At 67.4% G+C, this 12,836-nt stretch carries 9 protein-coding genes; 3 read left to right on the forward strand and 6 right to left on the reverse strand.

The window, feature by feature from the left end:
• Positions 1–62 precede the first annotated feature (62 nt).
• Positions 63–317: a GlsB/YeaQ/YmgE family stress response membrane protein gene (locus ACVCL3_RS03505; RefSeq protein ID WP_395118254.1), complete on the forward strand. Its 255-nt coding sequence runs from the start codon at positions 63–65 to the stop codon at positions 315–317.
• A gap of 46 nt (positions 318–363) precedes the next feature.
• Here ACVCL3_RS03505 and ACVCL3_RS03510 read toward each other — a convergent pair whose 3' ends face one another.
• The 6 genes from ACVCL3_RS03510 to ACVCL3_RS03535 all read right to left on the reverse strand — a co-directional run bounded on the left by ACVCL3_RS03510 (position 364) and on the right by ACVCL3_RS03535 (position 10,121).
• Positions 364–783 (reverse strand): YidB family protein, encoded by a 420-nt coding sequence (locus tag ACVCL3_RS03510; protein ID WP_447100450.1) that lies wholly within the window; start codon positions 781–783, stop codon positions 364–366.
• Positions 784–918: 135 nt separating this feature from the next.
• Positions 919–1,428 (reverse strand): peptidylprolyl isomerase, encoded by a 510-nt coding sequence (locus tag ACVCL3_RS03515; protein WP_395118250.1) that lies wholly within the window; start codon positions 1,426–1,428, stop codon positions 919–921.
• A 74-nt stretch (positions 1,429–1,502) separates the two neighbouring features.
• The gene (locus ACVCL3_RS03520) at positions 1,503–3,146 is read right to left on the reverse strand and encodes a trehalase family glycosidase (RefSeq protein ID WP_447100451.1); all 1,644 of its coding nucleotides are present in this window, start codon (positions 3,144–3,146) and stop codon (positions 1,503–1,505) included.
• Positions 3,143–5,437, reverse strand: a complete 2,295-nt coding sequence (locus ACVCL3_RS03525) for a glycosyl hydrolase family 95 catalytic domain-containing protein (RefSeq protein WP_447100452.1) — start codon at positions 5,435–5,437, stop codon at positions 3,143–3,145. The genes ACVCL3_RS03520 and ACVCL3_RS03525 overlap by 4 nt, the downstream gene beginning before the upstream one ends.
• 127 nt (positions 5,438–5,564) lie before the next feature.
• Positions 5,565–8,090 carry a TonB-dependent receptor gene (locus ACVCL3_RS03530; protein ID WP_447100453.1) on the reverse strand — a complete coding sequence of 842 codons (2,526 nt, stop codon included), beginning with the start codon at positions 8,088–8,090 and terminating at the stop codon, positions 5,565–5,567.
• Positions 8,091–8,270: 180 nt separating this feature from the next.
• Positions 8,271–10,121, reverse strand: a complete 1,851-nt coding sequence (locus ACVCL3_RS03535) for a 3-hydroxybutyrate oligomer hydrolase family protein (protein WP_447100454.1) — start codon at positions 10,119–10,121, stop codon at positions 8,271–8,273.
• Positions 10,122–10,226: 105 nt separating this feature from the next.
• Between ACVCL3_RS03535 and ACVCL3_RS03540 the strand changes: the two genes are divergently transcribed.
• The gene (locus ACVCL3_RS03540) at positions 10,227–10,886 is read left to right on the forward strand and encodes a response regulator (protein ID WP_447100455.1); all 660 of its coding nucleotides are present in this window, start codon (positions 10,227–10,229) and stop codon (positions 10,884–10,886) included.
• Positions 10,887–11,084: 198 nt separating this feature from the next.
• Positions 11,085–12,791 carry a hypothetical protein gene (locus ACVCL3_RS03545; protein ID WP_447100456.1) on the forward strand — a complete coding sequence of 569 codons (1,707 nt, stop codon included), beginning with the start codon at positions 11,085–11,087 and terminating at the stop codon, positions 12,789–12,791.
• Positions 12,792–12,836: the final 45 nt, after the last annotated feature.

The raw sequence follows: 12,836 nt of genomic DNA on the forward strand, positions 1-12,836 counted from the left end.
GGGGCATCATGGATGCGCCCGCGCACCGGGCTTCGCAGTCAACCCGCTACAAGGAGAACCGCATGCATTGGCTCTGGGTTTTCGTGATCGGACTGGTCGTGGGCGTGGTGGCCAAGCTGTTGACGCCGGGCAAGGACCCGGGCGGCTTCATCATCACCGCCATCATCGGCATCGTCGGCTCGCTGCTGGCGACCTGGGTCGGCCAGCACTTGTTCGGCTGGTACCAGGAGGGGCAATCGGCCGGCTTCATCGCCTCGGTGGTCGGCGCCATCGTGTTGTTGCTGCTCTACCACCTGCTCAAGCGCAAGTCGACCTGACCGGCCTCCCGGCGGGGCGATCACCCCGTCGGGACGCTCCGCAGCCTCAGCCCAGCAGCTTGCCCGCCAGCCCTTCAAGCATGCCGAGGTTGAAGCCGCCGCCCTGCCCGTCTGCCGGCACCTGGCCATCCGGTGTCAGGTGGTCGACCGCCTGCGGCAAGACCTGCGAAAGTCCATTGAGCACCACGCCGGGATCGACGCCGAGCTTGCTGGCCGCCTCCTGCACCAGCGAGCCCATGCCGCCATGCTGCAGCGCCTGGCCGAGTTGATCGCCCGATACCGGCTGGTTCGCCCCGCTGCTCACCCACGACTGCACTGCGCCACCCAGCCCGTGCTGCTGCAGCATGCTGATCAGGCCCTGCACGCCGCCAGCCCGCTGCAACAGGTCGCTGGCCACCGAAATCATCGAGCCGGCACCGCCGGCCGGCTGTCCCTGACCGCCAAGCAAATCGTTGAGGAATGACATGGGCGCTCTCCTGGATGAATGAACACGCGTGTAGCCCGCCGATCATAGGCCGGTGAAAGTAGTGGAGCCATGACTCATTCGCCCAAAAAAATCGCCGGCTCCGGCCGGCGATTTCCTGCGTATCCGGCGGCAAGCTCAGCCGCGCTGATCCAGCACCTCGTTCCATTCCTTGACGCGGTCGACCTGCGCCGCCAGCAAGGCGTCGACGTCGCCCTCCACGGTGACCTTCTCGATCGTGTCACCCTGCTGGATCGCATTGACCACGTCCATGTCGGACGCGTCCAGCACTTCGCCGAACACGCTGTGCTTGCCGTCCAGCCACGGCGTCGGACCGTGGGTGATGAAGAACTGGCTGCCGTTGGTGCGCGGACCGGCATTGGCCATCGACAGCACACCCGGCTTGTCGTGGCGCAGCGACGGGTTGAACTCGTCCTCGAACTTGTAGCCCGGACCACCGCGGCCACTGCCCTCGGGGCACCCGCCCTGGATCATGAAATCGGCGATCACGCGATGGAACGACAGGCCGTCGTAGTAGCCGCGGCGCGCCAGGTTGACGAAGCTGGCGACCGTCACCGGTGCCTTGTCCTCGTGCAGGCGCAGGTGGATCGGGCCGCGGTTGGTGGTGAAGGTGACGTTGATGGTCATGGCGATCCTTGAGGCTGGGGCGAAAGACCGAAAGGATAACCCAGCCGCCGGCTGCAGCCGTGAACGGATGATCCTCAGTGCGCCGCCGCCGGCTTTAGCGCCGCCTGCAGCAACTGGTGCAGTTTGAGGTAGACCGCGTTGGTCCAGCCGAAGCCGATCACGTTGGTGGTGTAGCCGGCGGTGATCTTCACGTCCGCGTTGCCCAGCGCCATGTTGTATTTCTCGCGGATGGTGCCGTCATGGGCGAAACCGGTATCCACCGTGGCCGTGAACTTGCGCGCCAGGCGGCGGGCGTCGTCATGGAAACCGTAGGCGTCCAGGCCCGAGATCGCCAGCCAGTTGGTGGGCGCCCAGCCGAACGGCTCGTCCCATTGCGCGCCGCTGCCCAGGTCGTCCATCGACAGGCCGCCCTTGCGCTCGAACACGGCCAGGTGCTTCTCCAGCGCGGCCGCCTGCGCCTTGCTGGCCAGCCCGGCCCACAGCGGCCAGTAGGTGGTGACATAGGGCTGCGCCGATGCCTTGCTGATGGTGAAGTCGTAGTCCATGAACATGCCGCGTTCCGGCTGCCACAGGTACTTGTCCATCGCCACCTTGCGCCTCGCGGCGGCGTCCGCCCATTGCCTGGCCTCGGCCACCTTGCCCAGTTGCAGGGCGAAGTCGTGCAGGTCGCGCTCGTAGCGATACAGCAGGCTGTTGAGGCCCACGCCGGCGTAGTGATGGGTGGTTCCGCCGTACGGACCGAAGTGGAAATTGGTGTCGAAGCCGGACTCGCGCATGGCGCGATCACCCAGGTAGTAGTCGGCGCTCAGGCGATGGCCCTGCGACCAGGCGCCTGCGCAGACATGGGACGCCTCGATGTCGCAACTGGTGGATTTCAGGCGCGCTGTCTCGGCGGCGTCGGGATGCTCGGCGGCCTTGACCAGGTAGCCGGGGTCGTCCTTCGGATGCGCCAGCACCCAGTCGATCACGCCGCGGTAGTAGGCGCTGCCGTGCATCTCCGGCACCGGGCCGGCGCCGAGGTCGAAGTAGCGTGCCAGGCCGGTGTCGCCGGCACGATGCTCGGGTCGGGTCCAGATGCGGTAGTTGGCCACCGCCAGCGGATAGGCGTGGACCAGCCATGCATGCCGCTCGGCCTCGCCCTTGAAGGCGCCGGGCGCGGCCAGCACGTCGCCGATCATTCGCGACAGGAACGGCGGCTGCGAACGGGTCAGGTAATAGGTGCGGTTGGCGTTGAGCACGCCGCCGTAGTGCTCGACCTCGAACAGCATGTTGTCGGTCATGTCGCGGGCCAGCTCGACGCGCCCGTCCGCCAGCAGGCCGAGCTGGATGAAGTAGCTGTCCCAGCCGTACATCTCGTTGAACTGCCCGCCCGGCACCACGTAGGGCCTGGGCAGGTAGAGCAGGCCTTCCGCCGGCAGCGCGGACGGCATCAGGTCGCCGAGCTTTTCGATGCGCCGAGGCAGCGTGTGCACGTCGATCTTGCAACGCTGTCTGATGTCGGCCATCGCTGCGGGCGCAGGGAAGCCGGCCGGCAGGTAGAGTACCGGGCGCGCATCCATTTTCGGATCGTGCAGGGCCGAGCAATCGTCCAGCGAGCGCGTCAGCGTGTCCCAGGCCTTGTGGATGTATGCCTGCGTCTGCGCCGGGTCGGGCGTGGCGGCACCGGCCGCGGTAGCGAAGGCCAGCGCCATGGCGGCGAACAGGGAGACGACTTTCATGGGCGGGCTTCCTCCTGCAATGGATCAGGGTGGCGCATGCCAGTTGCACGCAACGGCTGGCGGCTGAGCACCACCTTGCCGTCGGCGTCGCGGCTGATGCGGATGTCGTAGCGGCGCCCGCGGAACTTCACGTCCTTGAGCGTCAAGGCGTTCCAGCCTGGCGGCAACACCGGGGCGTACTTCGCGCTCAGCCCGTCGTCGTCGATGCGCAGTCCGGTGAGACCGTACAGCATGCTTTGCACGAAGCCGGCCGAGGTGGCCAGGATGTAGCCGGCGTTGTTGGCCGCGGTCTCGGTGCGCACGTTGAACGGGGGTTTGAGGAAACCGACCAGGTTGCGATCGATCCATTCGCCGGCCGCCTTGCCGTCGCCCAGCTCTGCGGCACCGACGGCGAGCATCACCATCATCATCTCGTTGGGGTCGTCGCCGTGGCTCTTCAGCGCCTGCAGCTGGAAGTCGAAGTCGTTGCGGCGCACCTGCGGCGACATCGGCAAGTCCAGGTTCGGATACATCAGCCAGGCCAGCGAGGAGCCCATCCAGGTGATCTTGTCGTGCGGCACCGACTTGTCGAAATCCAGATGGCGCTGTTCATCCTCGTCGAACGGGATGTACATCTTCGCGGCGATCTCGCTCCAGCGCGGGTCCGCCTTGGCGCCCACCGCGCGCGCTGCCTTCACCGCGATCTCGAGCGCCTTGCGGGCGACGGCATTGGTGAAGGAGTCGTTCGGCACGTCGTTGTAGGCCTCGTCGGGCGACGTGACGTGGTGGATCTCGTAGCGGTCGTGCGACTTGTCGTAGGTGACGCGGCTGGTCCAGAACGTGGCAATGCCCTCCAGCACGGGCCACGCATGCGTTTTCAACCATGCCTTGTCACCCGTCGCCAGGTAGTACTGCCATTGCGCGATGGCGATGTCGGCGTTGACGTGGACCTCGCGGTAGACCTCCCAGGCGAAGTGCGGGGTGACGTCCACGCCGGTCTGCGGATCGGCTTCCCACGGGTACATGGTGCCTTGCACGCCGTACTGGCGGGCACGCGCCCGCGCGGGTTCGGTGGTGCGGTCGCGGAACATCACGATGGGTCTGGCGCGCTCCGGGTGCAACAGCAGCAGCGCCGGGAACACCCACGAGTCGCTGTCCCAGAACGCATGGCCCGCGTAATTGGGCGTCAGCGCGCAGGCACCCATCGGCCAGGCGGTGCCGACGGTGGTGTTGGACAACAGGTAGTAGAGGTCCGAGTGCACCGCCTTCTGCACGGCCGGTTTGCCGTCGATCACGATGTCCGATTGCCACAGCTTGTGCCAGGCCGCCCGGTGATCGGCGAGCAGGCGGTCGAAGCCGGCCTTGCGCGCGGCGCTGGCCAGGGCGAGCACGTCCCCGTCGTCGCCCCAGCCGTCGCGCGAGAGCGCCACGTACTTGGTGAAGACGTAGCGCTGGCCCTTGTGCAGCGTGGCGGTGATGTCCAGCGAGAGTCTGGTGGAGGTCCGTTCCAGCTTCACCGTGTCGGGCGAGAGCCCTTCGGGCAGCCCGATCGCGGCCGCCTCGGCCATGCCGAGTCCGTGTTGTGCCCTGCCCTTCAGCGCGAGCGTCAGCGCCTTCGCATCACCCTCGGCGGAACGCACCTGGGTGTAGCCCGGATACCACACCGGCGCACGGTCGGGCGTGGGTACCGGCTTGTTGTCCAGGCTCTGCCCGCTGGCGATCACCGCGGCGATCATTTCCTCGCCGCCCATGCTGGCGATCGGGAAGCGCGGCTGGTGCTCGGACCACAACCGGATCGGAAAACTCAGCTGCACCTGGCCGTCGAACTGAGGCGTGATCGCCATGCGGATAGCCGCGAGGTGCGGCGAGGCCTGGCTGACGAAGCTGGTGACCTCGATGTCGCTGGCCTTGTTGGCGTAAGCGAAGCGGTAGCGCGTGGTCAGCGTGGCGTCGTGCATGTCCAGCGTCTGTGCGTAGCGCTGGAAGATGCCCGCATCCAGTCGCGTGCGGTTGAGCCAGCCACCGCCGGGGTTGTAGTCGATTTCGCTCCAGCCGGGAATCGCCGCGGGACGCGAGATGTCGCCCGGCTTGTAATCCATGAAGGCGACCATGTACGACGCGTTCGGCTCGGTGCCGCGCGGCGAGGTCATGGTGGAGAAGTAGCCGTTGGCGAGGTAACCAGGGAAGTAGCTGGCGAAATCCTTCGCCGTGGCGGTGAACAGGAAGCTCGGATCGGTGGCGGCCGATGCCGGCGCAGCGAGCAAGGTGATGGCGAGCAGGAACGCCGCGAGTCCGGCGGAAAAACGCTTCATGGGGCATGCCTCTTTGTTGCCCGGCTTCCGGAAGGCTGCGTACCCCGGGGTCATTCCAGCTTTCGCGGGAATGACCCCGGGAAAATGGGTGGCACTCCCGCACCCGTGGAAGCGCCACCTGCGCAGGTCAGAACATGTATTTGACCTCCATGTTGACTTCACGCCCCTCCAGCGGACGGGCCAGGATCACGCCGGTGGTTCCGGCCGCCGAACCGAAGATGCGCGAGTTGCTCTCGGTCAGCCCCAGCTCGTTGGTCATGTTGGTGCCCTGCACGCGCACCTGCCAGTTCTGCTGCAGGTTGGCGACCACGCCGAAATCCCAGGTGTGGTAGCTGCCCAGCTGCTGCAGGCCGGAAATGTCCTGCGTGTGCGGGCCGACGTGGGTATAGGTGACGAAGGCCAGCACGTCGCCCCAGCCGAACGGGATCTTGTAGCTGGGCGTGAACATGTAGCGCACTTTCGGCTGGCGCTGCAGCTGCACGCCGTTGATCAGCGCGCAGCCGTTGCCGGCCACCGGGTTGGTGTACGGCAGGCATGAGCTGTTGTGCGAGTAGTGGCCATCGAGGTAGTCGCCGATCAGCTGGAACTTGAGGTTCTCGGTCGGGCTCCACGCGGTGTTGACGTTGACGCCCTTGGAATCCGAACCGTAGGTGCTCTGCGGGCCGTTCGGCACGCCGCCGGCGTCGGTGGGCTGGTACAGCAGACCGATGAACTGGCGGTGGTACACGCTGATGTCCGCATAGAACTGCTTGGACTGGAACTTGAAGCCGCCCTCGACGTTCTGGATCTTCTGCACCGGCGCGACGTTGTCCGACGCATTGCCGCGGATGCCGTTGTCGAAATCGGGGAAGTGCGCGCCCTTGTTCGCCCGGAAATACACGCTCATGTTGTCGGCCAGCTCGTAGTTCACGCCGAACGTCCACGAGGGATGCGTCTTGTCGTAGCGCGTATGCGAGAAGCTGCCGTTGCATACCGGCACGGCGTTGTCGTACTTGGTGTTGGGGTCGCCGTCCAGGTTGACGTTGGTGAGGTTGCACACGTCGTTGGTGGCGTTCTGGTTCTCCACCCGGCCGGACAGGTCGATCAGCCACTTGCCCAGGCGCCAGATGTCGGACAGGTAGAACGCCTTGTTGTTGGCGTTGCCATGCTCGGTGATGTTGAAGCCGCCGTAGTCGAGGAAGCCCTGGTTGTCGGTGAGCTGGTTGACGCCGTTGGCATCGACGTAGCTGACCGTGATCGGGCGTGCGTTGGGCGTGTTGGTCATCAGCATCTGGTTGCCCAGTGCCCACTCGTCATCCATGGTGTAGTGCGCCAGGTACAGGCCGGCGGTGAGCGTGTTGCCGTCGAAGATCTCCTTGCTCAGGCGAAAGTCGTTGTTGATGTTCTTCAGGTGCTTGTGGATGAACCACCAGCCCTGGTGGATCACGCTCTGGTTCGGATCGACCGCGCCGCCACCCACGTAGGTGGCGGTGGCCGAACCAGGCGCCAGGTTGAACGCGCCGATCTGGCTCTGGTCGGTGTACAGCATGTCGTTCATGCTGCCCGGGTTGGTGCCGGAAAACAGCGCATTGGTGTCGACGTCGCCGCCGTCGATGAGGAACTTGTTCGACAGCCGCCAGCCGTTGCCCAGGTCGTAGTCGAAGTTGCCGCCGAAGAAGCCGAACTTGGCGCCGCGGCCGTTGGCCAGGTCGGCGTTGCGGCCCCCACCGGGATAGCCGCGCAGGAACACGTGCTGGATGGCCTTGCTGTTGTACGTGTCGGTCAGCGGATCGAAGCCCGGATAGGCATGGAAGTTGTCCGTGCCGGTCTGGATCAGCGGAATCGGCGTGATGAACTGGTTCTTGTCGTCGAGGTAGCGCGCGTACAGCGTCATCGTGCCGTTGTCGCTGTCGTGGGTCAGCGTGCCGGTGAGCTGGCCGCCCTTGTCGGCGGGAAACTGCGGATCGCGCACGCCGTCCGAATCGCGGTAGAAACCGCCCACGCTGCCATACCAGTCCTGCGCGATCGGAAAGCCGAAGAAGCCATCGACGCGCTTGAGGTTCTCGTTGCCCCAGGTCACCCCGACGCTGCCCGAAGGCACCTCGGTGCCCTGCTTGAGGATGAAGTTCTCGCTGGCGCCGATCTGGCCGTCGGCGAATACCACCGAGGGCCCGCCCTGGATGATCTCGACGCGATCGACGGTGTCGTCGAGGCGGAAGATCGAGGTCTGCTCGAAGAACGACAGCGTCGGCATGCCGTACAGCGGCGAGCCCATCAGTTGCACCGTGTTGAACGGCGCATCGCCGCCGCCGGGGAAGCCGGCGATCTCGATGTTGGCGCCGGTCTGGCCACCGGTGGACTCCGGCCACAGGCCCGGCGCGATCTTCAGCAGATCGGCCGTGCTCTTGGGGTTGGCCATCTTGATCTGCTCGGCGGTTGCCGTGGTGATCGTGTAGCTGGTGTCGATCTTCTTCAGGCCGCCGGTGGCCGCGTTGCCCGTCACCACCACCTGTTCGAGGTTCTTGGTATTGGCGGTACTGGGCTTGGCTGGCGCCTTGCTGGCAGCAGGCGGTGCCGTGGTTTGCGCCGAGTCGTCATCCTGTGCCAGCGCGAGTCCGGGCACGAGGCAGGCGGCAATCGCCGCGGACAAGACCAATCGCATGTGTCTGTTCATCAAGTTCTGCTCCCGACGTAAGGCGGTTCGCCGGTATCGGCCGCATTCGCGACCGGCCGCTTCGCCGTCATTGAGCCCCTGATTTTTGTTGTCCCTCGCCTGCGACGATTTGCCGCAACACTGAACATGGTCGCGCCGTTTTTCCGGTCAGGTCAACACCCGCCCCCGCGAGGCAGCGCCTCAGTCCAGCCCCAGCGACTCCCGCGTGAGCACGGATGCGCCGCGCGGGTGGCCTGCAGGCGTGGGCACGCTGGTCGGCCAGGCAGCCCCCTCGTATAGATGCGCCCACAATCGGTCGAGGGCGGCGTAGCCGTAGGGCAGCAGCGGCAGATGGCGCTCGCCGAAGCCTGGCAGCGGCAGGAACGCATCGAAATGCTGGGCGTGCGGCACCTTCCAGTACAGCAGCCGACGGCCCTCTTCGCGCAGCCAGGCGACATAGGGTTCGGAGGTGAAGGCGGTCGGCAGCAGGCCGTCGTCGGCACCGTGCACCACCCACAGCGGCAAGTCGGCGCGTGGCAGCTTGGCCGCCGTGGCAGCAATGGAGGCCTGCAGCATCTGCGCGGCCGACTCGTCGCCGGTCCACAGCGCGCGCAGGCAATCCTCGCCGAGCAGAGTCGGATCGGGCGACACGTTGACGCCGCCGAACAGCCCCACGCCATTGCCGGGAGGAATGCCCGAGGCGTCGGCCCACCACGCCGCGCGCGCCATCGGATCAGTCACGCCCGGGAGGGCACCGACACCCATCGCCGCGTAATGGAACCCGCATGGCATGTCGGCAGGGCCGCGGCGCAAATAGGCCGAGGCGTAACCGGCGGTGACCACGCGCCACAGGCCGAACGCGGTGGTGCTGGCCGCGGTGGCCATCGCCGCGTCGTTCCAGCCACGCTGCTGCAGATAGTGGCGCGCCTGCGCCGACTGCTCGGCCAGCGTGCTGCCTTGCAGCTTGCCCTGCGCGCGCAGGCTGGCGCAGCGCAACGCCCACGCCGGCGGCGGCTGACGGGTTGCCCCGCGCGCCATGGGCGTGTCGTCGAAGCGGGCGTCGGCAAGCGCGCATGGCAGCCAGATCGCCGCCTCGGTCGCGTAGTCGTACAGCGGCCGGCCGCCGTCCGCGGCGTAGACATTGGGTTCCAGCGCCACCACGCCGGCGAAGAACCCATCATGGTCGAGCCCCGCCGCCTGCAGCACCGCGCCGCCGCCATTGGAGATGCCGGTGGCGATGATCTTCGTGTTCTGCGCCGTGAACGGCGCCTCGCCGGGATAGGCGCGGTCGAGCATGGCCAGGCCGAACTGCGCGGCCTGGATCACGTCGCGGCCCCAGTCCGCCTCCGGGTTGTCGCCGGAGTGCGCGTGCTTGACCGCGATGCCCGTGCCGGCACCTGCCGGCGGCGGCTCGAACTCCAGTTCCTGCTCGCCGCGTTTCGCACGCCGGCCGTCCAGCGCTACCCCGCTGTCGTCGGAATAATCGAAATAGCCCGAGCCGGTGCCCTTGTCGGTGTACGCCACCGCGCAACCGCGCGGCAGACCCCACGCGCCGGCTACGGCGATCGCGCCGTAGATACCGCGCGAACCGGACGAGGCGGTCACCACCAGGCAGCGCTTCGCGTGGTCGAATCCGTCGGGCAATTGCAGCAGCACCCGATGCGGCGAACGCGCCCCCGGCAGCCGAGCGAACATCTGGTACTCGCGCCCCGGCACGTCCGGCACGCCGCCGTACACGCGGCCGTAGCCGCCCAGCGGGCCGAGATCGGCGATGCCTTTCCAGCTGGCCTGGATCGCCCGGCGGCGCAGCTCCGCCGCGGTAGGCGCCAGCGGATTGGCGAACGGCGCCGGCAAGCCGGCCAATCCGCTCAGGCCCAGGCCGGCGCTGAGCAGGTCATCGTGGCCGCGGTGCTCGGTGGCAAGCACCTTGCCCAGTTCCAGCTCATGCATCTTCGCCCCTCGCGTGGTCGCCCCTTCGACACAAGCGGACAGCATGACGGAAACCAGCACGCAGATGCACGGCGCGGCCAACCAGCGAAGGGATGCATTCATTGCCACACCATAAGCAGGCACGCGACGCGTTGCCATCGTACGAAGGTCCAGCCTCGCCGCCACGGCAACTCGACGCCGGCAGTTCGTCCGGCTACCTTGGCGCTCATGCCGAGTCTGTTGATCGCCGACGACCACCCGCTGTTTCGTGCCGCGTTGCGCCAGGCCGCCGAGCACAGCCTGCCCGACTGCACCGTGCGCGAGGCCACCGACCTGGCCACCGCACTGGCCGCGTTGCGTGCGGACCCGGACATCGACCTGGTGCTGCTCGACCTGCACATGCCGGGCAGCCACGGACTGACCGGGCTGGCCGCGGTGCGCGGCCAGCATCCGGCGGTTGCCGTGCTGGTGGTATCCGCGCACGACGAACCGCAAGTGGTGCGCCGCGTGCTCGACCACGGCGCCGCCGGTTTCATCTGCAAGAGCGCCAGCCCCACCGAGATCGGTGCAGCGATCCGGCAGGTGCTCGACTGCGGCAGCTGGCTGCCCGCCGCACTCGCCGACGCCGTCGCCGCCCTGCCCGCCGATTCCACCGACACCGATCTCGCTGGCCGGCTGGCCCGGTTGACCGAACAGCAGTCGCGGGTGCTCGCCCTGCTCGCCGAGGGGCTGCTGAACAAGCAGATCGCCGACCGGCTCTCGATCCAGGAACGCACGGTGAAGGCACACGTCACGGCGATCTTCGAGAAGCTGCGGGTGCGCAATCGCACGCAGGCCGGCATGCTGTTGCGATCGCTCGACCTGGGGGAGCCAGGACGGGTGGGATAGCCGCACGCGGCGACACCAGGCCACGACACCGCCCTTGGCGGGTTTCCATCCGTGGCCGGCCAGGCGCACACTGCGCGCGCCCAGACCGAGACGCCTCTGCCCCGTTCCCGGAGGATGGGCGCTACCTCATGATCTCGTCCGCTGCACCGGCGGGTTCGCCCGCCGCACGTGACTTCATCCAGCAGAAGGATGTCAATCATGAATCTGTCGCGTCGTCTTCGTCTCGTCGTCCTGGCTCTCGCCGCCTTCGTCTGCGGAATCCTGTGGCCGGGCCTGCTGACCGGCGCCCAGGCGCGCGAAGCCACCCCGATGCAAACCATCGCCGGCCTCGGCAGCATCTCGTTCCCCACGTCGACCCATTCGACGGCTGCGCAAACCGCCTTCCTGCGCGGCGCGCTGCTGTTGCACCTGTTCGAGTATCCGGATGCCGCCAAGGCATTCCGCGAGGCCCGGCAACTGGACCCGGGCTTCGCCATGGCCTGCTGGGGTGAAGCGATGACGTACAACCACGGCATCTGGAACCAGCTCGATGCCGATGCCGGTCGCGCGGCACTCGAACGGCTCGGCCCTACCCCGGCCGCGCGCGCCGCCAAGGCGCCGACGCCGCGCGAGAAGGCCTATCTCGCCGCCGTGGAAATCCTGTATTCCGGCCACGGCACCAAGCCGGAACGCGACGCGCAGTACGACCAGGCGATGGAGCGATTGGCCAGGACCTGGCCGCATGACAACAACGCCCAGCTCTTCCACGCGCTGGCGCTGATGGGACGCAGCGAAGGCGTGCGCGACATCCCGGCCTATCTGCGCGCCGGTGCCATTGCCGAGCGCATCTTCCGCCTGAACCCGCAGGACCCCGGCGCGGCGCATTACTGGATTCACGCGATGGACGATCCCGCGCACGCCGCCGGCGCGCTCGAGCCTGCGCACGCGCTGTCCAAGATCTCGCCCGACGCCGCCCACGCCCAGCACATGACGTCGCACATCTTCATGGCGCTCGGCTTGTGGGATGACGTGGCGAAAGCCAACGAGGTGGCGATGCGCGTGGTCAATGCCCAGGCCAAAGCCGCCGGCCGCCCGCCCGCCGAATGCGGTCACTACATGGAGTGGCTGGAGTACGCCTACTACCAGCAGGGTCGTTTCCGCGATGCTGAAAGGGCGCTGCAGGCATGCCAGCAGTCGATCGAGCCCTCGATAGCCTGGGCCAACGCCCACGCCGACCGGCTGGCCACGATGCAAAGCACGCCGACGAAGTTCGCGCAAATGCTCAACAAGTCGCTGTTGCAGATGCGCGCGATCGCCGTGGTCGAATCCGGCGACGGCAACGGCCCGGCCGCGCACACCACGGTGGATACGACCGGCATGGGCCCGGACGCCGGCTGGAACGATTTCACCGAGGGCTATGCCGCGATCGAACGCCACGACCTGCCGGCTGCGCAGAAATCGCTGGCCGCGCTGTCGGCGCGGCACGCCGGCAACGAGACCTCCGGCGACGCCCAGACGACCAGCTACCTGGCCATCCTCCGGGAGGACCTCGGCGGCATGCTGGCGATCGGCGAGGGCAAGCCGCAGAGTGGCCTGGATGCCATCCGCCGCGCAGCCCGCCGCTACGAAACACTGGCGTTCGACTTCGGTCCGCCGGTGCCGATCAAGCCGCCACACGAACTGCTGGGTGAACAGTTGCTCAGGCAAGGCAAGGCGACCGAGGCGCGCGCGGCATTCGGGACCGCACTGAAAAGCGCACCCCGCCGCACCCGGTCCCTGCTCGGCCGCGCCCGCGCGGAATCGGCCAGCGGCGACACCGCGGCAGCCACCGCCACCTACAAGGAACTGATGACCATCTGGCACAGCGCCGATGCGGATCTGCCGGCGCTGGCCGAAGCGAAGGGGTTCGTCGCGGCACATCCGTGAATGCACGGCGTCCCGCCGCGATCCCCGTCACGTACCAACACGCAC

The sequence above is a fragment of the Rhodanobacter sp. UC4437_H4 genome (genome assembly GCF_052978425.1).

Excerpts from the sequence above, each read along its gene's own strand:
- ACVCL3_RS03505 (WP_395118254.1), top strand. The coding sequence starts at position 63 with ATGCATTGGCTCTGGGTTTTCGTGATCGGACTGGTCGTGGGCGTGGTG.
- ACVCL3_RS03510 (WP_447100450.1), bottom strand. The coding sequence starts at position 783 with ATGTCATTCCTCAACGATTTGCTTGGCGGTCAGGGACAGCCGGCCGGC.
- ACVCL3_RS03515 (WP_395118250.1), bottom strand. The coding sequence starts at position 1,428 with ATGACCATCAACGTCACCTTCACCACCAACCGCGGCCCGATCCACCTG.
- ACVCL3_RS03520 (WP_447100451.1), bottom strand. The coding sequence starts at position 3,146 with ATGAAAGTCGTCTCCCTGTTCGCCGCCATGGCGCTGGCCTTCGCTACC.
- ACVCL3_RS03525 (WP_447100452.1), bottom strand. The coding sequence starts at position 5,437 with ATGAAGCGTTTTTCCGCCGGACTCGCGGCGTTCCTGCTCGCCATCACC.
- ACVCL3_RS03530 (WP_447100453.1), bottom strand. The coding sequence starts at position 8,090 with ATGAACAGACACATGCGATTGGTCTTGTCCGCGGCGATTGCCGCCTGC.
- ACVCL3_RS03535 (WP_447100454.1), bottom strand. The coding sequence starts at position 10,121 with ATGAATGCATCCCTTCGCTGGTTGGCCGCGCCGTGCATCTGCGTGCTG.
- ACVCL3_RS03540 (WP_447100455.1), top strand. The coding sequence starts at position 10,227 with ATGCCGAGTCTGTTGATCGCCGACGACCACCCGCTGTTTCGTGCCGCG.
- ACVCL3_RS03545 (WP_447100456.1), top strand. The coding sequence starts at position 11,085 with ATGAATCTGTCGCGTCGTCTTCGTCTCGTCGTCCTGGCTCTCGCCGCC.